The 22,618-nt window shown below is 53.9% G+C and carries 21 protein-coding genes; all 21 read right to left on the reverse strand.

The window, feature by feature from the left end:
* Positions 1-127 precede the first annotated feature (127 nt).
* The 21 genes from csrA to TAMC210_RS12560 all read right to left on the reverse strand — a co-directional run bounded on the left by csrA (position 128) and on the right by TAMC210_RS12560 (position 22,592).
* Entirely contained in the window at positions 128-391 is a 264-nt protein-coding gene (csrA, locus tag TAMC210_RS14020; RefSeq protein WP_173299114.1) for a carbon storage regulator CsrA, read from the reverse strand.
* Positions 391-852: a flagellar assembly protein FliW gene (fliW, locus tag TAMC210_RS12460; protein ID WP_173299115.1), complete on the reverse strand. Its 462-nt coding sequence runs from the start codon at positions 850-852 to the stop codon at positions 391-393. Before fliW ends, csrA begins: the two co-directional genes overlap by 1 nt.
* A gap of 270 nt (positions 853-1,122) precedes the next feature.
* A complete protein-coding gene (locus TAMC210_RS12465; RefSeq protein WP_254388663.1) occupies positions 1,123-1,941 on the reverse strand; it encodes a methyl-accepting chemotaxis protein in 819 nt (272 codons plus the stop codon).
* Positions 1,942-2,005: 64 nt separating this feature from the next.
* Entirely contained in the window at positions 2,006-2,959 is a 954-nt protein-coding gene (locus tag TAMC210_RS12470) for an MBL fold metallo-hydrolase (protein WP_173299117.1), read from the reverse strand.
* Positions 2,910-3,164, reverse strand: coding sequence for an NAD(P)H-dependent oxidoreductase (locus TAMC210_RS14025; protein ID WP_217267379.1), 255 nt, complete (start codon positions 3,162-3,164; stop codon positions 2,910-2,912). The genes TAMC210_RS12470 and TAMC210_RS14025 overlap by 50 nt, the downstream gene beginning before the upstream one ends.
* Before the next feature lie 36 nt (positions 3,165-3,200).
* Positions 3,201-4,319 carry a sodium ion-translocating decarboxylase subunit beta gene (locus TAMC210_RS12480; protein ID WP_173299118.1) on the reverse strand — a complete coding sequence of 373 codons (1,119 nt, stop codon included), beginning with the start codon at positions 4,317-4,319 and terminating at the stop codon, positions 3,201-3,203.
* A gap of 24 nt (positions 4,320-4,343) precedes the next feature.
* Complete coding sequence (locus tag TAMC210_RS12485) at positions 4,344-4,733, reverse strand: biotin/lipoyl-containing protein (RefSeq protein WP_173299119.1); 390 nt, start codon at positions 4,731-4,733, stop codon at positions 4,344-4,346.
* Between the two features lie 5 nt (positions 4,734-4,738).
* Entirely contained in the window at positions 4,739-5,107 is a 369-nt protein-coding gene (locus tag TAMC210_RS12490; protein WP_173299120.1) for an OadG family protein, read from the reverse strand.
* A gap of 17 nt (positions 5,108-5,124) precedes the next feature.
* The gene (locus tag TAMC210_RS12495; protein ID WP_173299121.1) at positions 5,125-6,675 is read right to left on the reverse strand and encodes an acyl-CoA carboxylase subunit beta; all 1,551 of its coding nucleotides are present in this window, start codon (positions 6,673-6,675) and stop codon (positions 5,125-5,127) included.
* Positions 6,676-7,081: 406 nt separating this feature from the next.
* Positions 7,082-7,543, reverse strand: coding sequence for a DUF3870 domain-containing protein (locus TAMC210_RS12500; protein ID WP_173299122.1), 462 nt, complete (start codon positions 7,541-7,543; stop codon positions 7,082-7,084).
* 237 nt (positions 7,544-7,780) lie between these two features.
* The gene (locus tag TAMC210_RS12505) at positions 7,781-9,493 is read right to left on the reverse strand and encodes an aldehyde ferredoxin oxidoreductase C-terminal domain-containing protein (RefSeq protein WP_173299123.1); all 1,713 of its coding nucleotides are present in this window, start codon (positions 9,491-9,493) and stop codon (positions 7,781-7,783) included.
* 46 nt (positions 9,494-9,539) lie between these two features.
* Positions 9,540-10,934 carry a dihydrolipoyl dehydrogenase gene (lpdA, locus tag TAMC210_RS12510; RefSeq protein ID WP_173299124.1) on the reverse strand — a complete coding sequence of 465 codons (1,395 nt, stop codon included), beginning with the start codon at positions 10,932-10,934 and terminating at the stop codon, positions 9,540-9,542.
* A gap of 42 nt (positions 10,935-10,976) precedes the next feature.
* On the reverse strand, positions 10,977-12,245 hold the full coding sequence (locus TAMC210_RS12515; protein WP_173299125.1) for a dihydrolipoamide acetyltransferase family protein: 1,269 nt from the start codon (positions 12,243-12,245) through the stop codon (positions 10,977-10,979).
* Positions 12,246-12,288: 43 nt separating this feature from the next.
* A complete protein-coding gene (locus tag TAMC210_RS12520; protein ID WP_173299126.1) occupies positions 12,289-13,272 on the reverse strand; it encodes an alpha-ketoacid dehydrogenase subunit beta in 984 nt (327 codons plus the stop codon).
* Between the two features lie 32 nt (positions 13,273-13,304).
* Entirely contained in the window at positions 13,305-14,273 is a 969-nt protein-coding gene (locus TAMC210_RS12525; protein WP_173299127.1) for a thiamine pyrophosphate-dependent dehydrogenase E1 component subunit alpha, read from the reverse strand.
* Between the two features lie 439 nt (positions 14,274-14,712).
* Entirely contained in the window at positions 14,713-15,657 is a 945-nt protein-coding gene (nrfD, locus tag TAMC210_RS12530) for an NrfD/PsrC family molybdoenzyme membrane anchor subunit (RefSeq protein ID WP_173299128.1), read from the reverse strand.
* A 58-nt stretch (positions 15,658-15,715) separates the two neighbouring features.
* Positions 15,716-16,327 carry a 4Fe-4S dicluster domain-containing protein gene (locus TAMC210_RS12535; RefSeq protein WP_173299129.1) on the reverse strand — a complete coding sequence of 204 codons (612 nt, stop codon included), beginning with the start codon at positions 16,325-16,327 and terminating at the stop codon, positions 15,716-15,718.
* Positions 16,328-16,552: 225 nt separating this feature from the next.
* On the reverse strand, positions 16,553-19,240 hold the full coding sequence (locus tag TAMC210_RS12540; protein WP_308791943.1) for a molybdopterin-dependent oxidoreductase: 2,688 nt from the start codon (positions 19,238-19,240) through the stop codon (positions 16,553-16,555).
* Between the two features lie 378 nt (positions 19,241-19,618).
* Positions 19,619-21,097, reverse strand: coding sequence for a sodium:solute symporter family protein (locus TAMC210_RS12550; protein WP_173299131.1), 1,479 nt, complete (start codon positions 21,095-21,097; stop codon positions 19,619-19,621).
* 159 nt (positions 21,098-21,256) lie between these two features.
* Entirely contained in the window at positions 21,257-21,622 is a 366-nt protein-coding gene (locus tag TAMC210_RS12555) for a cupin domain-containing protein (RefSeq protein WP_173299132.1), read from the reverse strand.
* 82 nt (positions 21,623-21,704) lie between these two features.
* Positions 21,705-22,592 (reverse strand): NAD(P)-dependent oxidoreductase, encoded by an 888-nt coding sequence (locus TAMC210_RS12560; protein ID WP_173299133.1) that lies wholly within the window; start codon positions 22,590-22,592, stop codon positions 21,705-21,707.
* Positions 22,593-22,618: the final 26 nt, after the last annotated feature.

A 22,618-nucleotide genomic window follows, 5' to 3' on the forward strand; every position in this document is an offset into this window, starting at 1 on the left:
TCCTCATATATCGGCTGCCGGGGGCCGCTACTTAACAACCGGAAATCCTCCTTGGGGACAGATTTTGGTTGCCAAAAGTGCCCCCCGCCCCCCTGCCGTAGGCCTCCCCATGGCAGGGGCGGCTTTTTCAAGCCTTCCCATCTCCGCCGCGACCTGGCCCCCGGGCCGATCCGGCCGCCAGGAACTTTAGGCCCTCCAGGCTCGCTCCGGAGGCCAGGGCCGCGCGGTTTTCCTCCTCGAGGGCGCGGTAGATTTCCTCCCGGAATACGGGAACCTGGAGCGGAGCTTCCACCCCTAGGCGCACGTATTCACCGCTGACTTCCACCACCACTACCCGTATGCCGTGCCCTATGACCAGCCCCTGTCCCTTCTTCCGGGTGAGTACCAGCACTAGCAGCCCTCCCCCTTGTCAGCCGGGCTCTCACCTTCCGGGCATGAAGTTTCCAGCCCTAAGGGGAGGGGATGCCGCAGGCCGTAGCGGGAGTCGGCCAGCACCACCTGGCGGGCCACTCCGGTGGCCACGTTGACCACCACGGGGGCCAGCAGGTTCACCGTGGCCGCCTTCGGACCCCGGGACGCATTTACAATGCAAAAGACGGCGACCTCTTCTGCCGACGACACTCCCAGGGCGTCCGTCTCGTCCCGGGGCAGGTCGAATTCGTAATGGGGGAAAAAGAAAAAGGGGTTTACCAAGATAAACCCCACCTTGTCGTCCTGGAGGGACCGCAGCAAATAAAAGGGGGCATCCGCTGCCAGGGCCACGAGCTCAAACCTAGTAAGCTCCGGCGGGAGGCCCGGGAGTGACGAAGGAAAGGAAAGAATTCTACCGTGTATCTCAGTCAAAGTGAACACCGACCTTTTCCAACCTTCGTTTTTCTTTATCTTAAATATATCATAGGCTAGCCCAAGACGCACACTTTTCTCGCCCACCAGCAGGAACTATTTCTTTTTAAGAGTGACCGAGAAAAAAGAAACCCAGCCTGAATATGGACTGGGACGCCAAATGTCGGAAGCTGGGCATGGGAAACCTGCGACCTGAAATGGGAGATTAGGCAAACATCGGGTAGGAAGGAGCAGCTAACCACCGTCCCCCACACTTTTCAACAGTATTCGTCAGAACCGTCAAATCCTACTTGACAGGTCCTGAAGCTTCTCGGCTAGCTGGGTAAAGGAATCTATTACTCCTACCATCTCTTGCACCGCCGAGGTTTGTTTGGAGCTTAGTGCTTGCAAATCAGCCACCAGGGTGCCGAGGCTACCAATCTCCTTATTAATTTCTTCCAAATATTTCCTTATCTCCTGTACAGAAGCAGCACTTCTAGCCGAAAGCTTTCTCATTTCATCAGCCACAACGGAGAATCCTCTCCCGTACTCCCCTGCCCTGGCTGCCTCTATCGCCGCGTTGAGTCCTAATAGGTTCGTATTGCTTGCGACGTCCTCCACGAAGGCCAGTATCTGGTTTGTCCTGTCCAATCCCTTGATCATGACGCTACTTAGCCGACGGAGTTCTTCCACCCGATTATAGAGGTATGAGGCACTCGCCGATAGCTCCTTACTGGAGGCCAGAATGAATTGCGAGGAACTTACGAGGGTCTGAGCAGTTTCCTGGAGCATTTCCTGGTTCTCCAGACTAAAGCCAACTCCCATCGCTCCCACAACATTCCCTTCCTCATTCATAATGGGGATACTAATGTTTTTGAAGGGAAACCCCCACTGCTCTCTGGGTATGACGCTTACTTGAATCTCCTTCTCATTAACTGCCTCCCATAAGCCGTCGCCCGGTCGAACAGGTTTACCTACCAGAGATTCGATCTTAACTTTGGCGCCAGGAATATAGTAAACGAACTTCTGCGTATCGGACACAGCTATCATGCAGTCAAAAGGGTACACCTGTTTAAAAAAAGGCAATACTTTAATAAGCGATTCTAGCACCTTATCCATAACCCGCATCATCCCCCTTTACCCAAGTTTTTCGGGACGCAGTTGTCTGAGGCCGGTTTAGTCCTTACTGGTTTACCCCTTGCCCCGGTATTCTGACTGTCCTAAGAGAAGTGGGGATCAAGTATTCTAGATAGCCTTTAAGGTTATTTTCTAGAAAGTACCTCTCCCTTCGTCTAATATCGGGCTCCAGCCGCTCAAAACCCCGCAGCAAAGGATCCCGGCTAAGCAACTCGTTCCCCAGGAGCGACAACCATTCCCTTTCCTCCCGGACTCTTACACGCCGACAGGTAGCTATGATTATTGCTTCCCAGCGATATAGTTGTTGGCGAGCAAGGTTGAGCATTGTCTTACCTCTGGACGCCCAGCCAAAATGGCCGAAGCAAATGGTAGTATCATCACCCGCTAACCGTAGAAGGGTCTCCAAAGACAAGACCGCGGTTTCGAAGGAAAACTTCGTGGGAGTGGACGGCCTCAGGTAGAATCCATCCCCCATGTCCAAATAGACTCCAGCGGCTTCGCCGGCGAAAAGAAAATTCCGCCACAAAAAGCTCAAATGGTACGGGGCATGACCAGGTGTTTCTATGACCCTTATTTCGGGTACCTGTTCAACAAGTCTCTCAGCAGGTACCGGCTTCATCGGCCCAGAAAAGTAAGTGAGCTCACGCAGAACCTTGACATTGCTTTCCCACAGCCGAGTAGGACTCTCCAAAAATTCTCGAGCCCTAGGATGGGCGAATACGGCACTTTCCGGAAAGTAATCCAACAAGCCCCCCACCGCTCCGGCATGGTCTAGGTGAATATGGGTAAGAAGGATGTAATCTAACCGATTGGTGCCTAACTCGCGTAGGGCGGCTACCAGGAACGGCAGCCCAACAGCCGGACCCGGGTCCACTAAAAGCCGCCGGTCCCCAATCCTTAGTAGCCACGGGCCGATAAATTTGCGGAAGCCCTTACCTCCCACAGCTAATTCAATAAGGTAGAGTTCGCCATCGGAAAAAGCGCCCACCAGCCTTATCACGGTCAATCCTTCCCGTCCCTATACTTCTTGTTGTTCCTCGGACAGCTAAGAAGGGTGCCCATATTAGGGCATGACATGGCCTTATATTGTAATCGCTTAATTCTAATAGCTCTGTTTGGGCCCCTAAGTTCCGTGCTTCCTGCAGTACGGCTTCCAGCATTCTAGCTGTATTGTGGCCTTTGCGATGGCCGTCGTTAATGGCCAAGACCTTTATGCCACATTGCTCCTATTAAGTTTTAGACTATCTTAACAGCGCTAGAAAAACTCCAGCCGCAGTAGCAGTACCTATAACCCCGGCAACATTGGGTCCCATGGCGTGCATGAGGAGGAAATTGGCCGGATTCTCTCGCTGGCCCATTCGTTGCACAACACGTGCGGCCATGGGCACTGCGGAAACCCCTGCCGCACCGATCATCGGGTTAACCTTACCGCCTGTAAGTACGCACATGATCTTACCTAGCAGTACCCCGCCCACAGCACCGAAGAAGAAGGCGACCGCGCCCAGAATGATTATTTGAATGGTGCGCAGGGTCAGGAAATTGGCGGCGTCCATAGTAGCACCCACGGACGTAGCCAGGAAAATAGTGACGATATTTATCAGCTCATTCTGGGCCGTTTTAGATAACCTGTCAACTACACCACATTCCCGCATAAGGTTACCTAGCATGAGCATACCCACCAACGGCGCAACAGGCGGCAACACCAGGACCATAACGGTGGTGCACAATATGGGAAACAATATTCTTTCGAACTTAGAAACCGGGCGAAGCTGCTCCATGACTATTTGCCTCTCACGCTTGGTGGTCAAAAGTTTGATGGCCGGCGGTAAAATCAGCGGCACTAGCGACATATACGTATAGGCGGCCACGGCGATGGCTCCCAGGAGATGAGGAGCCAGCTTCATTGTTAGATATATGGCCGTAGGGCCATCGGCCCCGCCGATAATGCCGATGGAGGCCGCCTCTTCAATGTTGAACCCGACAAGCCCTGCCAGGTAAAGGGCTACCAACACGCCCAACTGAGCTGCAGCGCCCAGCAGAAGGGTCATAGGATTGGCAAGCAGGGGGCCAAAATCGGTCATCGCGCCTACGCCCAGGAAAATAAGGCACGGAAATATTTCCTTTTCCACGCCGAAGAAAAGATAGCGCAACAACCCCCCTTCGGCCATGATACCGCTACCCGGCAAATTGGCCAGGATACAGCCGAATCCTAATGGCAATAACAGCAAGGGCTCAAAGCCCTTAAAAATAGCCAGGTACAGAAGGACGCACCCCACGCCGACCATAATTAAGTTTCCCCACGTAAGTTGTACGAAGCCGGTGGTGTTAATAAGCTCAAAAACCCTCTCTATGACATCCATCCCTAATTCTCTCCTTTTCAGGCTTTATTCTAGGGAGATCAGGTGGTCACCCGTATTTACCGACTGCCCCACTGTTACGCAAATCTTTTTGACCGTCCCGTCTCTGGGCGCCACAATCTCGTTCTCCATTTTCATGGCCTCCAGAATCAGCAGCACTTGGCCGGCTTTGACATGTTCCCCTTCTTTAACTTGGATACTCAGGATATTGCCCGGCATGGGGGCGGTAATGTTATCGCCTGTTGTAGGCCCTCCCGACGCCGCGGATCCTCGAACGGAGGATGCCTGACGGGGAACCTGCGTAGGCATTGACACCGCGCTTGCAGTTCTAGTTTGAGGGTTGGTAGCCCCTCCCTTGATTTCCTCCACTTCTACCACAAGGCTCTCTCCGTTAACAGTAACTCGGAATTGCCGCATTTTCTTTACCTCCCGTTCTTCAATGTAAGCGAAGACATGGTGTTTTCCAGACGGCCGGCTTGTACCCAACGTTCAGAGGAGCCGAGCCTCCTTATGCTGACCACTTCGAAGTTTTCATCCGCCAGACAAGCCGCCACAGCAGCGCAGGCGGCAGCTATCTTGGTCGAATTCAGCTTATCGGCCTCCCCTGCCACCCCCTCCACTTCGCTTGCTGCCCCTTGAGGGACCTGCTTCTTGACCTTACCCGCCGCCCCCAGGGCGTCGGCCAGCGCCTTAATGACTTTGATAACTACTGCCAGAAAGAATAGGACGACAAACACGATACTGAGGTTAACTATTGACAGCACGATAGGGCTCATCTGATTTTGCAACATAAATCACCCCTTCTGAGCTACAGCGGAATGTTGCCGTGCTTCTTGGGCGGCCGGCTCTCTCGTTTGGTCACCAACAGCTCTAGAGCCCACACCAGGTACCGCCGGGTTGCCCGCGGATCTATAACTGCGTCGATATAGCCTCTTTCGGCGGCCACGTACGGATTCGCAAACAGCCGCCGGTACTCGGCGATTTTTTCCTGCCACGCCTTCTGCGGATCTTCCGCCGCTTCGATTTCCTTACGGAAAATGATATTGGCCGCCCCCTCAGGTCCCATAACCGCAATCTCGGCACAGGGCCAGGCAAAAACCTGATCCGCTCCCAGGTCCCGGCTGCACATCGCCAGATAAGCTCCGCCATAAGCCTTGCGAATAATTATGGTGATTTTGGGCACCGTCGCTTCGGAATATGCGTAAAGCATCTTGGCGCCGTGGCGGATAATACCCCCGTACTCTTGGTTGGTGCCCGGCAAAAATCCAGGTACATCCACAAAGTTAACTATGGGTATGTTGAACGCATCACAGAACCGTATGAACCGCGCCGCCTTGTCTGAAGCGTTGATGTCCAGACACCCGGCCATTACCGCCGGTTGGTTGGCTATGATCCCAATAGGACGGCCGCCAAGCCGAGCAAAGGCGGTGATGATGTTGGGCGCATATAAGGGTTGTACTTCAAAGAAGCTACCTTGGTCCACCGTCGGGGTTATAATATTCCGCATGTCAAAGGCTTTGTTCGGATTGTCGGGCATAATGTTAAGCAATTCATCTACTTCTCGGGCCGGATCATCCCCCGTGTCCAGCACAGGAGGGTCTTCGAGGTTGTTGCTGGGAAGATAGCTCAAGAGGCCGCGAATAAGTCTAAAACAATGATCCTCATCTTCTGCCGCAAAGTGGGCTACACCACTTACCTGGTTATGGGTCAGTGCCCCGCCGAGTTGCTGACCGCTGACTTCTTCCCCTGTTACGGCTTTTATCACTTGGGGGCCGGTAATGAACATTTCGCTGGTTCCTTGGACCATGAAAACAAAATCCGTGAGAGCGGGGGAGTACACCGCTCCTCCGGCACACGGTCCCATGATGGCTGCGATCTGGGGTACTACGCCCGAGGCCAAGGTGTTGCGACAAAAAATCTGGCCGTAGCCGCTCAGGGCATCAACTCCTTCCTGAATACGAGCGCCACCCGAGTCATTTAGTCCGATTATAGGCATGCCTACTTTCATGGCTAGGTCCATAATCTTACATATCTTTTTGGCATGCATTTCCCCCAGGGACCCGCCCAATACGGTAAAATCCTGAGCAAAGACGGCCACGGGCCGACCGTCAATAGTGCCGACAGCGGTAACCACTCCTTCCCCCGGTGCCTCAGTCTTGTCCATGCCAAAAAGGGTACAGCGGTGGGCAACAAAGGCATCCATCTCTTGGAAGCTACCCGCATCCAAAAGGGTCTCGATACGCTCGCGCGCCGTCTTTTTCCCTTGCTCGTGCTGTTTGGCTATGCGCTTATCGCCACCGCCCGCTTTGACTTTGGATAACCGCTGTTCTAGTTCTTGCAAGAGTTCTTGCATAACCATGTCTCAAACCACACTCCTTTCCATATTTTGCGCTCTGTTTCCGCGAGGGCTAAGGCATAGCCTCGGGATAGCCAGAAGGGACAAAGCCGCTCGTTCCGACGGTCGTACAATCCTTGGTCAACTCAGCCGCCACAGCACTAGACATAACCCTGCTGCGTAGTTCACCCCGCGGAATTCATTTTTCCTGCATTGTCTTGATCCACCCCCTCCCAAACCCAGAAAACCAAGGCCCATACTGTTTCTTGCTGCCCGGCTTATAATTACGTCCCGACAAATCGCTCGCCGGCATCGGCGTGTGCCTAAGAAAATAAAAACCTGACTAAGAAGAGACTCCTTCTCCCTAAGCCAGGTCCTGCTTGCTACTCAGCGAGTAAGGCCGACTTACTCACCCGCAAACAAAATGGCTCTACCCTCTGTGCTTACTTCTTTCTTCGATTTGTTGTAACGGCCTGCCCTCTCGATAGGCCCTATATTTATCGTAGATAACACGAAATGCAATAATCACGTCCTTGTGCGTATTACCACAATAACGCCTCTCTATTTCTTTTATTAACCCTTCAATGCCGTCACTTAACTTGTACCCTATCGCAATTTCTTTTACAACTCTACGGGCTACTATAGTGGGTAAGATACAGTCAACATCAATTATTTCACCGTCTTCGGGCCTAACTTCCACGGCCACTGCCACAACCTCATAAAGTTTGGACGCGGCAATGGTAGATGGTAACTTGGCGTAGCCCGTTATCAGCAGCGTATCCTCCTCCTTTCCCCGCGTTACCTGCCGCAACCTCGTTCCGTTCACTCCTTCCTGCTCTGTGGCTCTTACAGGTTCCACGTAACCTTCACCGCTCCCCTGAATATATATCATGGGCATTACGGCCTACAGGACGGCAGGTAAACGCAATGGCGTCTCGTACACATGAAGTTGCTTGCACCGAATGGGACGAGAGCCCTCGGCACGTCGGCTTAACGGCGCAACAGGAGGCTAGATCCTGCTTGCCCTCACATATGTCTGCTTTGCGCCCACAGTGGTAAGGAAACTTGCCGCGGAAATCGGTGCAGGGGGGGGTGTGGGGCCACCTTAAAACAATCTCACGTGGCTGAATCAACAAACCTTATTTAGTAGTTCGGCAAACCTCTTAAGGTCTTCTACTCGGACATCAAACCGGCTGTCCCGTGGAGCTAAGCCCTCCATCCGCATAAACTCGGGCAAGTCGTTACCTTCCTGGCTAATGCCTGCCGTACTGTTGAACCTCACCTCGTCTAGAAGTACCATTTTACCTAGCTCTAAAAGCCTACCTTCGCTCCATGCACCGCCTACCACCACTTCGACCAGCCTGGCCAATATATCGAGGCGCGGGCCAAGTCCTGCCGAGGCAAAGTTACACAGGCCTACCGTATCCACCATAGCTGCCCTTACTTGCGCACGCAAGGAGGCTTCTACCTGTGCGTTAGGATCAAGGTGATCAATATTCATCCGCAGCGTTATCCCTGCCGTATGATCGGCCCCTTGGGGTGAAGTCGCGTAAGTAACACCCAGTCCCTTGAGCGATCTCGGATCGTACGCTGCCATAGCTTGCCCTTTAACCGCTGGTACCCTGCTCACGTTGAGCACGTTTCCGGTGGCAACTGCGCCCGCTCCTATCACCAGGCTGAGTAACTCTCTTCGTACTATGCCTTCAATTACCTTATACATTCCTTGCCAATCGCCAAAATCCAGTAATCCGGCCTCCATAGCCACTCCTAATGCAGCGCCTACTTCGATCGTATCAACCCCCACGTCATTGCATAAGTAATTAAGCTGGGCTATGGCATCCAGATCAAAAACTCCACAGTTTGACCCTAACAGGCCAATTGTTTCGTATTCAAGAGGGGCAACCACCTCTCGTCCTTCAGTGTCAACATAAACGTTGGAGCAGCCTATGATACACCCGGGCATACACCTATGAGATGGTAAACCCCCTCGTTCGAGTATAATCTGCCTCAACCGGTCACCACCAATCTTATCAGCAAGTTCGGTAGAACCCACGCTGAAATTGCGTATCGGCAAGCAACCTAAAGCATTACACAGCGCCAGGTTGCCTGCCGTACCGTACTCCCGGTAAGTCGTCGTAACCGGATTACTTCTGATAGCATCTACGTACTCCTTAATAGCACTCGTCAGCCGCGGACCACGGGCACCTCTCGACTTAGCTCCTCTGGCGTCAACTACGACTGCCTTAATCCCCTTACTGCCCATTACCGCACCGAGACCGCCTCTTCCGTTCACCCGCGTTGGTCTACCTTCCGGATCCAGATTGGCGATACAGGCAGTCCTTAGGCCCAACTCGCCCGCCGGGCCTATCACCATGAGGCTAATTTCCGCGCCGTACTCCTCGCGCAGCCTGGCAGTAGTGGCATATATACCTAGCCCCTTTAGTTCGGGCTTCGACACTAACCTACACCCATCTGCAGTAACTTCCAGTATCTGCAGCGTCTCGGTAGCAGGCTTGCCCTCCAGAACAACAGCCCTTATCCCCAGGCGAGCCAGAGCGCGACCCGTAGTCCCCCCGGCATTGCTCTCCTTTATGCCGCCCGTCAACGGGCTCTTTGCACCAACCGACAAACGGTCGGCCGACGGTATGTTGTATCCCCCCAGCAGTCCGGGAGCAATTATCAGCTTGTTCTGGTGGCCCATCGGGTCACAATGGGCATCGATTTCGTTTATCGCTATCTTTGCTATTAACCCGCGTCCACCGAGGCACCTATACTCCTCCGCCAACTCTTCACGGGTTATCGTCCCCGTAGAAACGTCTACTCTAACCAGAACGTTACCCACTTAGTCCGCCTCCCTGGGGATGAACAGATTGTCACCCGACCTCGAGCTAGCGCCCGAAGTGCAGGGGCCTTCCCACCGCTATTAACGCAGCCTCGCGAATGGCCTCACACACAGTCGGGTGTCCCTGCACGGTGTCTGCCATCTGGTCAATGGTCAGCTCATTGGTAATAGCTAGGACACCCAGCCCGATTAATTCCGTAGCAAAGGGACCCACCATGGTAACACCTAGCACTTCGCCGTACTTCCGATCGGCAACTATCTTAATGAATCCGTCTTGGCCGCCCTCATCCTCGATTAAAGCCCTGCCGTTACCCCTCAAGGGATACTTACCCACGATTACCTTATCGAACTGCTTCCGAGCCTCCTCTTCGGATAGGCCAACCTGGGCGATCTCGGGGGTAGTGTAAACACACGACGGGATTGCCCTCCAGTCTACGGAGGCCTCCTCGCCACAGGCCACCCTCGCGGCCACCTCTCCTTCCAAGAAACCGGCATGGGCCAACATAGGATTACCTATTACATCTCCCGCAGCATATACACCTTTTGCGGTGGTCCTCATTTTGGCGTCCACCTTGATGCGACCGCCTTCTACCTGAACACCCGCCTTGTCCAACCCAAGGCCATTAACATTGGGTGCACGTCCCACCGCCAGCAGAACCTTATCGGCAACAAACTCTTCAACACCATTGCCGCCCTCAAGGGAAACACGAACCTTACCCTTGGCCTTCTCTATTTTGGACACCTTGGCCGACAGCCTGAATTCGACGCCCCGCGCCTTTAAGATCTTCATTAGCAAAGTACTAGCTTCCTCATCTATCCCATACAGGAGCCGAGGCAGGGCCTCAATTACAGTCACCTTGACACCCAGAGAGTTAAATATATTGGCAAACTCTAGGCCAATCACGCCGCCCCCGACGATTATCAGGCTAGACGGTAACTCCGCTAGTTCCAGTATTCCCGTGCTAGACAATATATCCTTCTCGTCAATAGCACACGGAAAAGGATTCTTTACCGTAGATCCCGAGGCGACGATGATAGCATCACCTTCCAGGGCCGTGGCCTTCCCAGACGCGTCAACTACCTCCACTTTACCGCCGCCCTGTAAGGTTGCCCTCCCACTTACAACGGATATACCAGCGCCCTTTATCAGGCCCTGCAGGCCACGCCGCAGCCCATCCACAATGGACTTCTTTCTCGCCATGACGGACGCCCAATCTACCCCGACGTCGGAGCTACGGATCCCAAATTCCTTGGCGCCCTTCAGCAGGGAGAATACGCCCGCCGACTTAGCTAGTGCCTTTGTGGGAATACACCCGCGATTTAAGCATGTGCCACCGAGTTCTGCTTCCTCAACAAGGATCGTCTCTCGACCTTTTCTAGCAGCGGTGAGGGCGGCCGCATAACCGGCCGGCCCTCCCCCTATTACAATCAAAGGACGCATTCCTCCATCCCCTTCCGCGCACAATCTTCCGCAGACCTCAGTCTAAACAAGGAGATAGGGCTCCTCCAATAACCTTCTGACCTCCGACAGGAACCGAGCTCCCAAGGCTCCATCCACTACCCTGTGGTCCAAGGTAAGCCTCAGAGCCACAAATTTATACTCTTCGACCCTTCCGTCTATCAATGCTAGCGCAGACTGGGTCTGACCTACCGCAAGTATACCGGCCTCGGGAGGATTGAGAATAGCTTTGAACTCATCTATGCCCAACATGCCTAGATTGCTAACTGTAAAGGTTCCGCCCGTGAGCTCGTCGGCAGAGAGAACTCCCTCGCGGGCCCTCTTGACCAGTTCCCGCCTTGCTGCTGCAATCTCACGAAGAGCCTTTTTGTCTGCATCCTTAACTACAGGGACAATCAGGCCTTCATCGATAGCTACCGCGATTCCAACATTAACCCGGCCTTTAAGCAGTATTCCTTCTTCGGTAAAGGTGGCGTTAACCTGGGGATACGCCCTAAGGGCCAAGGCACACGCCCTGACTATCATGTCTGTCACGGTAATGCGCTCTTCCTTGGGAAGAAGCTGGTTAACGCGGTCGCGGAACTCCAGGAGGCGGTCCACCTTGACATTTACACCGAGCCAAAACTGCGGAGCCTCGAGAACACTTTGGCACATCCGCTGCGCTATGGCGCGCCTCATCCTCGTCAGTTCTACGACTTGGTCCCCTTCCTCCTTGGCCACGGGCCGCGGAGCCTGAGCACTTGCTGGCCGACGGGCTTCCGCAGGAGGTTGCGCGGCCTTCTTCCCTTCAAGATATGAGAGGACGTCAGCCTTATTAATAATGCCGCCGGCACCGCTGCCCTTAATATTAGCGAGCTCTTCGTTGCTCAGGCCTGCCTCCTTGGCAATCCTTCTCGCAAGGGGAGTGATCCGGAACTTGTCTCTACCAGCCTTCGCCGGTTCCTTCTCTCCTACCTTGGCGTCAGGCTCCTTCTCCGCCTTTGTCCCTTCCCCTTGACCTGCAAGGGCCTTCTCCACCTTGCTTGCCGGAGATACGGAGGAGATATCGGCGTCCGGACTGTCTGCTATAAGCGCTACGACGCGGCCAACCTCTGCCGTGGCACCGTCTCCAACGTCTATTCTTACCAAGAAGCCGTCCGCTGGTGCCTCGACCTCCATGGTGGCCTTGTCCGTTTCAACCTCGAAGAGAGGTTCCCCTTTAGTTACCTTTTCTCCTACCTTCTTTAGCCACTGTATGATTTTAGCCTCAGTAGTGGTAATACCTACCTGGGGCATTACTACCTGCGCAACCATTCCTCTCCACCCTTCCTATAATGCCCTTAAGAAGAAAGTCCCTTCAAATATTCTCCCGAACCAAGGTTCGTGCCCTCTCCACAATGTCCTCAACCCTGGGTACCACTCTGTCTTCTAAGGACGGGCTAAAGGGTATGGGTACTTCCCACGCGCCTAGGCGTGCAATGGGAGCGTCCAGGCTATAAAGGGCTTTCTCCGCTACCTGCGCGGCTATCTCAGCGCCAAATCCACAGAAGGTGGTTGCCTCATGTACAATGAGAAGCTTACCGGTTTTCTGCACGGAGGCTATAATCGTATCTATGTCGAGGGGTCTCAAGGTCCGCGGATCAACGACCTCCGCCTCAATACCCTCCTCGGCAAGGGCAGATGCCGCCTGCAAGGCCCGCTTGACCATGAGGGAGGTAGCTACTATGGTCACGTCCCTACCCTCTCGGGCAACTTTCGCTTTACCTAAAGGAACAAGGTACTCCTCCTCGGGTACCGGGCCCTTGTCGTTGTACAGCATTTTATGCTCAATAAAGACTACTGGATTATCATCCCGGATGGCAGCCTTCAGAAGACCCTTGGCATCGTAAGGAGTGGCCGGCATGACGACCTTAAGCCCTGGTACGTGGGCTACCCACGCTTCTAGGCTCTGGGAATGCTGAGCACCGGTGCGCCTCCCCGTTCCCGTCGGGGTTCGAACTACCATGGGAACCTTCAATTTTCCACCGCTCATGTAATGCCATTTGGCCGCCTGGTTGACCAGTTGGTCCATGGCAATAGTCAGGAAGTCCACGAACATAATCTCGGCCACTGGCCGCATGCCAACCATGGCTGCACCGACGGCAGCGCCTGCAATGCCAGCCTCAGAAATGGGGGTGTCCAGCACGCGCTCCTCACCGAATTCAGCCATTAGGCCGGCTGTTACACCAAATATACCACCAAAGACTCCCGCGTCTTCGCCCATTACAAAGACCTCGGGAGACCTAATCATTTCTTCTCGAAGCGCTTCTCGAAGGGCTTCCCGATAGGTTATCTCTCTCATTGCTAGTTTGCACCTCCTGCGGATAATCGATTCTACGCGTACACATCCCTAAGGGCCATGCTCTCATCAGGATAGGGCGAGCTTTCGGCAAACTTGAGGGCTTCTTCTATCTCTTTATCCACAGCAGCTTTTATGGCCTCAAACTTATTATCACTGACTCCCTTAGACCGGAGATACTCTTCGCAACGCTTGATGGGACATTTGGCCATCCATTCTTCGATCTCTTCCTTGCTCCGATATCTTGCGCCCCTATTGGGGTCGCCCTCATGGTGTCCACGCCAACGGTAAGTGTTGCATACCAGTAACGTGGGCCCCTCGCCTTTCCGCGCCCGCTCTACAGCCTCCTCGGCTGCCTGCCTCACCGCCAGCACATCGTTACCGTCGACCGTAACGCCCGGCATACCATAGCTCGCGGCCCTCACGGCAATATCGTCTATCGCCTGGTGGCGCTTCTTAGAAACAGATATGCCATAGTAGTTGTTTTCGCAGACATAGATCACCGGGAGCTTCCACAGTCCTGCCATATTAAGGGATTCGTGAAACGCTCCTTGGTTGCTCGCACCATCGCCGAAGAAACAGGCGACAACCTCTTTCCCTTTCCGCAGCTTAATAGCCAAGCCGGCACCGGTGGCTATGGGTATTCCTCCTCCGACAACACCGTTAGCGCCAAGGATACCCTTTTCGAAATCGGCAATGTGCATGGACCCACCTTTGCCCTGGCAGTACCCGGTCTCCTTACCAAAGAGCTCGGCCATCATCGGGCCAAGATCCGCGCCCTTAGCAATAACATGGCCGTGGCCCCTATGGGTACTGGTAATATAGTCGGTGGGTTCGAGGGCATAGCACACACCAGTGGCTACCGCCTCTTCGCCGGTGTACAGGTGGGCCAATCCCGGCATAATGCCCTTAGCATAAACTTCGGCTACCTTTTCCTCAAAGTGCCTTATCCTTACCATGCACTCATACATGGCTAGGACCTCGTCTACAGACAGCTCCCGCATAGTACCAATACGCCTCCTTACCACAGGGTAGTGTCTAGAACTCGAACACATAGTGTCCCCTTGGCCTTTCACCGTCAAGGCACATCGTCGGGTTGCCTAGGTCACACCTTCCCGTCACCTACCGGGGATAGGCCCGGGCATTCATCGGGCTCTATTAGGGTGAAAGGGTTTATGGCGTCACCTATCCCTTTCCACCACGTGCCCGCGGCAGCATCCTACAAATTGCCGGGACCGCTTGGTGCTGGCCACGAATTGATGTGCATGCAAGTTTCGTGCCAGAAACTGATTTCCCTAGCATCCCCTAGCGGTCCCGGCTACTCTTACTTAATTCCCTACACTTTTTGTCCAGTCTATTGACACATGACGTGTAAACTGGTTACAGGGGGGCATTCGCCCCCCAGGATGCCTGAGGAACTCCATCAGCAGGCTTATTCCGGAACTAGGCTAACCATTCTAGGGCCACGCCTATACATATTGCCATAATTATGGATGCGACCAGGACAGCATACTCGTGGCTAGTCGGTCTGTAGGAACGCGGCCTCCCCGCTATAGCTCGCGCCGGGTAGGTTGCCCCGAAGCTGTCTACTGCGCCTAACTTGGAGACGAGGCCATGGATCAATATGACCAAGAGGGCTAGGCCTGCCACAGCCGGATTGGGGTAGGCCTTGTACAAGAACAATAGCACTGCCTCAACAATCCCTACAACAAGCTCACCAGGAGCAACACTATGGGCCAGCTCCACCAGCACCCTAGCAATTGCGATAACAACCGCAGCCAAAACGAGGGGTTCTGGTACAGCGCCGGTATGGAACAATTGGACCGCAAATAATACGGCAAACCCGTTCATCAGGCCTTCCAGTACATAGGATAGCCTGTCTGCCCGCTGCCCGGCATACTGGTACTGTACAAAAAGTCTAGAGTGCACCAAGAAGGCGCCTACGCCGACGACAAACATCAGGCCAGCCAGGGGCATACCGATCGCTGCCCGAGCAACCAGCGACCCAATAGCAATAACAACAACTGCCGCGCACAGGTAGAGGTCCCACACCAAAAGGGAAGCAGGGTTCCCCACCAGCATGGCCGGAAGCCTCAAGGGCCGGCCCAGGTCGAATACGATCAGGAGTCCAGCGGCAACCATAAAGCCCACGACATAGGCTAAGGCCCGAGTAAGGCTAGCCATGCCCGGTTGAAAAAGCAAGGATACTGCTAGGATGCACAGCATGCCTACGGCAATGCTTCCCAGGTAGAAGAAGCCTACTATATACAGACCCCAGGGGGAATCGTTCGAGAGCTTTGTTCCGGCAAGTCCCCCCTTTCCCACGTGGGCCCAAGCAATAAAGGCCAGTAGGACACATGCAATTACAAGGGCAACAATATGGGCCACTGCTTTCCCTCCCTGTATAACAGTGATGGCTAAAGAAACTAGTTCTCAGAGAACGGGCCTATTCGACGTCAATATAGTATACTGCCGGCTTCGTTCCGAGCTCTGGATAAAGGGGTTTGGCCCCAGTCTTGACCAGCATGCGCACGATCTCGGACCGAGGGTCATCAAGGTCCCCAAAGGTACGTGCTGCCGCCGGGCATGTATCCACACATGCCGGCTGCCTGCCGGCCTTTACCCGCTCGAGGCAGAAATCACATTTAATTGCCGTACCGACACTATATCCCTGGGACTTTATCTCCTCATAAGGGGTCATCTTCTGGGTTTCCCCGTAATACACCTCCTTCTTAAACAAGAAGCTACGACTCCCGTACGGGCAGGCCACCATGCATGCTCTACACCCTATACATTTCGAGCTCTCTATAATTACCGTCCCAGAATCCAGCTTCTTAGTAGCACCAGTCGGACAGGCCTTAAGGCACGGCGGATCGTTACATTGCATGCAGAGCAAGGGGAGGAACCTCATCCTCGCTACTGGATAACGACCGGTTTCGTACCTTAGGACCCTTGACCGGTGGGCACCAGGAGGTGTACCATGCTCGGCGCGGCAAGCCACCACGCATGCCGAACATCCCACACATCTACGAAGGTTAATTATCATACCGAACCTCATACCAACAATGTCCTCCTCGGCTAGGTCTGATGGGAATCAACTTTTTCCAGGGGCAAGGAGTCGCCACGCGACAATCAAGGGCGTTCCCTTGTTCTGCCGCCATACTACGAGAGCCCGCCCACACAGGACCGGGAGAATACTACAACAGCGGTCCTCCCTGCCGTTAGGTGGGTGGGGGCCCGTCGGGGCCCCTGCTAGGTGGCCCTACGTATGCCGCCGTCCCGCCTACTGCTCCACCTTAACGATTTTGACCCTAGGACCTATTTCGATGCCGCAGCTTATCGAGTCGAAGGTCTCCTCGTCAACAGACAGCAGGGAGTTAAAATGCGGGCCGTGGCGGTGCCGCGGATTTGATTGAACCGTTCCCGGCCCATAAGCACCGGGTACACCAATCACCTCAGGATGTATAAGCTCGGTCACCTTGAGGACACCCATGGTCCACCCGTACCTGGACTCAATTCGCACCAAGTCTCCATCTTTGAGCCCCTTTCTCTTGGCCGTCTCGCTATTAATCCAAATCCGCTCCTCGTAGGGATCATCCTTAGTCAGTTCCCTCAACCACGGATTTCCTTGGACATCTCCGACCGAATTTGTGAAGAAGGGCGTTTTGAAATTTATGGCGTACAAATCATATTCCTCCGGGGCCCTAAGCTCGGCATTCTCTACCCAAATGGGTACGGGTTTGTACAACTCGAAGACACGCTCCTCGTCCTTTACGCCGGGGAAGGAGATGCCGTGCTTTCTAAGGCCCTCACGGAGTTTTTCTGCGCTCTTTTTCAGTCGATAGAAATAGAAGGGATGTCGTGTCTTGTTTTCAGGGAAGTAGTAGTAGTTGTAATGGTATTTGCGCGAGAGCTGGTAACCGTAGTAGCCAACTTCCTTCAGATAATCAAGACCCTTATCGTCACCGATCCAACTCTTAACCATGTGATCATAGATTTCCTCTATGGAGTACTTCCGGTTAATATCAAGCTTGTAGGGTTCCTTTAATACCAGCCCCTCATCGCCAACAATATAGTCCGTTAACTCGTTGAGCTGATCGTACACACCGCCCGGTCCCAACAGAATCCCCATGCGGTCTGCAATCTCCATAAAGATCTCGTCAACATGCTTCGTATTGTAAAGGGGTGGCACGGGCTCACGCATGCTTACCATTTTGAGGCTCTGGGTCTCCCCGGCTGCTGCCTGGTGTTCCGGCCAGAACACAGCCACCCGGAGCCGCTCCAAGAAGCTATGTTCGGGAAGAACCACATCGGACATAATGGCCATCTCATCCATGTGATAGCCTATGGTTACCACAAAGGGTATCTTCTTTAGCGCCTCCACGAAAAGCTGTGGCTGGGCAACCATCTTAATGGGATTACCACCGATGGTCAGCCATGCCCCGATCTCATAGCTCAAGTGATACTTCTCCGGCTCCAGAATCGCCTTGGCGATCATTTGAGGCGTGGTATGCCTGTGCGGATAGAACTCGGCCATATCCGCATGAAGTGGCGGGAACGTAAAAGGAATACCTACCGCTTCGTATGAGGGCTCAACGGTTCCATCGTCTCCCGGCTTCAAAACGGGCCCGCGTTTGCCACAACCCAGGCAAGATCCTGGAACCTCAATAGCTCCCACCAGCATATTGATTATCTTCCCGACTAGGTCGGCGTAAGTGCCACCGCGGTGGTTCATCACATTCCTCTCGCAGTTCAGCGACACCGGCCTAAAGGGAAACTCGGCCCCGTCGATAAGTATCGTACTCCCTATCTGGGCGGCTTCTACAAACTCCCGGGCGATCCGCCGGACCGTCCCGGCCGGAATAGTAGTGATGCCCTCTTGCCACTCGGGCGTATAACTTGCAAAGCCGCGCCTCACGGCTTCAAAGGCCGGCTCACACTTCTTCCCGTCAACTACATACTCCCCTCTTAGCGCGACATCCTTAAACTCGGAGTTCCACGGCTTCGCCCGCCCCTCCTCGGGGTCCCACATTAGGGGAGCGCCACTAACCTTATCTCTGACGTACTCTCCGGCCTCGTCGATTAGATACGGTGCGTTCGTACGGTTCTTCAAGAACCATTCGTCGTATTTCTCAATCTCATAGAACATAACATGGGCCATTGCCAGGAGGAAGGCGAGGTCTGTACCGGGCCGTATGGGTACCCACTCACCCTTGCTGGCCTCCGGCGAGCACCGCGGGTCCACCACGACCAGCTTCATGCCACGGTCCAATGCCTGCGCAAACTTCCGAATGCCCCCCGTAGTCGCGAAATTAGGCCCGACCGATCTGCCGAGTGTAACGTGATACTGGCAGTACTCCAGATCCACTACAGAAATAGGAAAATTCGAATGTACCAGGTCGGTACCCAGGTGAACGGTGCATAGCACACCATGCGACCCTACCTCGTTCGGTGTCCCGAACGCCTTCTCAAACGGCACCCTAAGGATACTTTCCCTGTTGCCCCAGCCCTCACAGACTACTAGACCCCGTGCATCTCTCTCCCTAACTTCCTTAAACCGTTGGGCCACAAGCTCCAGGGCCTCCTCCCACGATATCTCCACCCAACCCGGATCCACGTCTAGGCCCTTTTGAGGATTAGTCCTTTTCAACGGGTTCTTTATTCTATACGGGTTGTACAAATTCATCACTGCCGAGTTGCCCCGGGGACACAAATTGCCAAAATTGGGAGGAACGCCGGGCCTACCCTCAACCCGGGTGACCACTCCCTCCTTTACGTGCACCAAGGTGAGGCAATCCCCCTGCATACACATCCTGCAAATCCCATACAAAAGCTTCTCCCGAGCACCCCCTTCCGCACTCCTTCGCTTTTCGGAGCCGCAGTTCCCCCACGCGGTCACCAGATTCGAATCGCGTACTTCCCGATTGTCGGGCGCTAAACAAGACATAAACATGCCCCCCAAAAGCTGCATATCTCAACACTTCAAGACGTTCACCATAAAGAAGGTATACGGTCGGACGATCTTTCGTCCGACCATATACCGCACTCATCTTCAGGATGCGCCCCGTGTTAATCTGCTAAATCAGAGCTATGCGCTGCCCTTTTTTCTGCTATATCCAACAACTGCAAAGATGCCGTACAAAACCATCAGTCCCACTATCATACCCATCCACAGATTAGTTAATACCGCTTCGCCCACCCTTCATCCCTCCCAACTACCGCTCTCCACCGGAGGCTACCCGACTCAGTACATCGGCGACGACAACGATTGCAAAGATGACCACCAACGTGGTTAAGAAAACTTTCCAGAAAAACATAGCTTGTACCTCCCCACTCGAACAAGACTGCCCTATTGCGCCTGGGAAAGACCAGACGCAAATCGACCGCCGCGGTTTCGGAACAGCCCTTTTTCGCCCGGTAGAACCGCGGTCAGGATTATGCCAAGCACACCTGTGACGAGACAGGTAATATACACGTTATGCACACTCTGCCAACCTAACACGGAAGGTAAAGAGGTAAAGGACCATACGCACGTCGCTATCCAGGCCGCAATAGTAGTAATAACGGCGGCCGCAGTCGAGCGCTTCCAGAACAGACCAAAGACGACAAACCAGAAGACAGGCACTAGCCAGGAAAAAAGCCACAGTATCGCCCCAACTATTGGAGGAAGCGTGGCAGCCGGCAGAAGCGCAAGAAGTCCAAGAACTAGAACCACAATGCGTACCATACGCGTCTGTTCAGCCTCCGACGCGTTAGGATTATAAAGAGGCACATAAATGTCCTTGACGAACAGGGTGGCAGGCGCTAAAACGGAGACCGCATAAGTAGATAACACAGCACCTAGGAAGGACGCCAGCAACCAAGCCGCTAGCCACCACGGCAGCATCTCTGCAAGCATTGTTGGAGCAGCCAGCTTTGGCCCAAGCGCATTAAATTCAGGCATACTCTTAGCTGCCATGCCCATAGATACTGTAAAGACCCCAAACAGCCCGTTGAGCGGTGCTGCGATCCAAAGGGCTTTCCGCACGGTAGCCTCATCCCGTGCTGCCAGGGCTCCCGATAGCCCTTTTTGGCTGATACCCTGAAAGAACGTGACGGCGAAAACGTTGCTAAGGCCAAATGCTAGAAATATTTCCCAACTTCCAAATACACTGGTATACTCCGGTCCCGAGGTACTCACGTAATACTCCGCAACTCCATCCCATCCAGCCGGTAATCCAAAGGTGAGAAATGCTGTCGCAACAATGACGCCCGCGTACATTACCGCTATATTGGCCAAGTTGACGGCGCCAATCTCCCGCATGCCCGCGATGTATACATACAGAACTCCAAAGATGGCACCTATTATTGCCCCTTCCCTAATACTCACGCCGGTTAGTGTTGATAAGATAATTCCGGCCCCCTGAGTTTCAAGGGTCAGGATTCCCCAGATAAGCGGTGCCATGGCACACGCCACCAACGTTCGATAGCCCTTACTCTTAAACAAAACTTCCAGCAGCTCGGGTATAGTCGAAACCCCCGTCCTCCGTACCCAGCGGCCCGTGGCCACGCATATCACGGCTAAGGTCGTTACATGCGCAATGGAAAACCATATGGAAGGTACTCCCATAGACCATGAGTGTTCGAACAACCCTAATATGTGGACGGTACCCAATATAGTCAGTGCCAGGGTGGCTCCCACCTGGAATAAAGGCATATCTCGGCCCGCAAGCATAAAATCATCTTTTCCTTTTCCCTTTGACTCAGCCTTCTTCGCTACGTAAAGGCCTATTCCCACGATTACGATAAGCTCGTAGGCTATCACCAGGGCTAGCAACAATCCGCGCATGCCCTTCACTCCCTTCAGCTCTGCTTCGGGTGCTAGTGTTCACATTCCGTATTTACTCCGCTAGTCATACATACTTGGTGGTGGGCAGGCAACCGGGCCCCCTTGCCCGTTTGTCCCGCCCACCGCAATACATATATTGCTTTAGTTAAGTCAGCCCAGTTACTTCTTGTATAGTTCTTTGCGAGCAGGCGTAAAGGTCACTATCATGCGCAGTGTCTCGTTGCCGACTACATACATTTCATGCTTCGAGTTCCTGGGGATAAATAGCGCATCGCCGGGGCCAAAGTCAAACCTCTCACCTTCGACAATAGAGTAGCCCCGACCGGAGATAAAGAAGTATACGTGGTCAGCTGTGGGATGTACGTCCTGCAACGCTGCTCCGCCGGGCCGCATTTCCGTCAGGAATATCTCGAGGTCCTCACACCCTAGGCCGGGGTTTGCCAACGGCCAAGAATCCGCGTTCTCATGCTTCGGCGGAACTCCAGGCGTAATGTCTTTTACACTCCTTACAAATGCCTTTGCCATCGTAGCATACCTCCTCTTATTAATGATTTAAGAATTTGATTTTAGGAATAAAGATGCTAATGCGGATACTCCGCGATCCGCCCTATTGAGTAATGCCGGCCATCTCCTCGGCCAATAACACCAAAGAGGAGAAGTCAAGCTCGCCCTTGCCAGTCGCCCGGGCAGAGGCCAGGAACTGGCGAGTGAGCGCTGTAATAGGCAGGGATACATCCATACTCCTCGCTATCTCCAGCGCAAGATCGAAATCCTTTTCCATCAACCTGGTTGTGAATGCAGGTGTGTAGTCCCTATTGGTGAGAGGCTTGGCCTTATAATTCACGAGCGGCGACCCCACTGCGCTGCCCGCTATAACCTCCAGCATTTGGCCCCAATTGAGTCCGGCCCTCTCGCCAAATACCAGGGCCTCGGCCAGCATCTGACATGTAGTGCCCACCATAATATTTAGCGCCAGCTTCATGTAACGGGACTCTTCGCCCCCACCCAGATAGAATTGGTTCTTGCCCAGTATCTTAAATAGCTCGAGGGTCTTCTCGTACGCCTCACGGTCCCCTGAGCACAGGATACCTAGTGTCCCGGCGGCAGCCAAAACGGTGCTTCCGGTTACAGGCGCCCGGAGAAACTTGCATCCCTTGGCTTCCACAGCTTCATTTACTTGTAGCGATGCTTCAGGAGACACGGTGCTATGGTCAATCACTATGCCCCCGGGCTTGAGCCCCTCGATTACCCCGTTCTTCCCAAGGCATACTTCTATGAGGGACTTGGAGTCGGCAATGGTAATGAACACGAATTCGGATGCCTCTGCAACTTCCTTGGGACTGCTGGCAAGCTTTGCCCCCTTACTTACCAGTTCCTTGGCCTTTTCGGCCGTACGGTTGTAAACGGTCAGCGGGTAGCCGGCCTCCAGAAGCCTCGTAGACATCGGTTTCCCCATGTTTCCGAGGCCTATCCACCCAACTCGCGGCTTACTCATTCTGATCAGCCTCCTCACTCAGGGTT

The organism is Thermanaeromonas sp. C210 (assembly GCF_013167955.1).
Lineage (GTDB): Bacteria > Bacillota > DSM-521 > Neomoorellales > Neomoorellaceae > UBA12545.

Coding starts and splice junctions, on each gene's coding strand:
- TAMC210_RS12465 (WP_254388663.1), bottom strand. CDS start 1,941: ATGGATAAGGTGCTAGAATCGCTTATTAAAGTATTGCCTTTTTTTAAA.
- TAMC210_RS12480 (WP_173299118.1), bottom strand. CDS start 4,319: ATGGATGTCATAGAGAGGGTTTTTGAGCTTATTAACACCACCGGCTTC.
- TAMC210_RS12485 (WP_173299119.1), bottom strand. CDS start 4,733: ATGCGGCAATTCCGAGTTACTGTTAACGGAGAGAGCCTTGTGGTAGAA.
- TAMC210_RS12490 (WP_173299120.1), bottom strand. CDS start 5,107: ATGTTGCAAAATCAGATGAGCCCTATCGTGCTGTCAATAGTTAACCTC.
- TAMC210_RS12495 (WP_173299121.1), bottom strand. CDS start 6,675: ATGGTTATGCAAGAACTCTTGCAAGAACTAGAACAGCGGTTATCCAAA.
- TAMC210_RS12500 (WP_173299122.1), bottom strand. CDS start 7,543: ATGATATATATTCAGGGGAGCGGTGAAGGTTACGTGGAACCTGTAAGA.
- lpdA (WP_173299124.1), bottom strand. CDS start 10,934: ATGCGTCCTTTGATTGTAATAGGGGGAGGGCCGGCCGGTTATGCGGCC.
- TAMC210_RS12515 (WP_173299125.1), bottom strand. CDS start 12,245: ATGGTTGCGCAGGTAGTAATGCCCCAGGTAGGTATTACCACTACTGAG.
- TAMC210_RS12520 (WP_173299126.1), bottom strand. CDS start 13,272: ATGAGAGAGATAACCTATCGGGAAGCCCTTCGAGAAGCGCTTCGAGAA.
- TAMC210_RS12525 (WP_173299127.1), bottom strand. CDS start 14,273: ATGCGGGAGCTGTCTGTAGACGAGGTCCTAGCCATGTATGAGTGCATG.
- TAMC210_RS12535 (WP_173299129.1), bottom strand. CDS start 16,327: ATGAGGTTCGGTATGATAATTAACCTTCGTAGATGTGTGGGATGTTCG.
- TAMC210_RS12540 (WP_308791943.1), bottom strand. CDS start 19,240: ATGCAGCTTTTGGGGGGCATGTTTATGTCTTGTTTAGCGCCCGACAAT.
- TAMC210_RS12550 (WP_173299131.1), bottom strand. CDS start 21,097: ATGCGCGGATTGTTGCTAGCCCTGGTGATAGCCTACGAGCTTATCGTA.
- TAMC210_RS12555 (WP_173299132.1), bottom strand. CDS start 21,622: ATGGCAAAGGCATTTGTAAGGAGTGTAAAAGACATTACGCCTGGAGTT.
- TAMC210_RS12560 (WP_173299133.1), bottom strand. CDS start 22,592: ATGAGTAAGCCGCGAGTTGGGTGGATAGGCCTCGGAAACATGGGGAAA.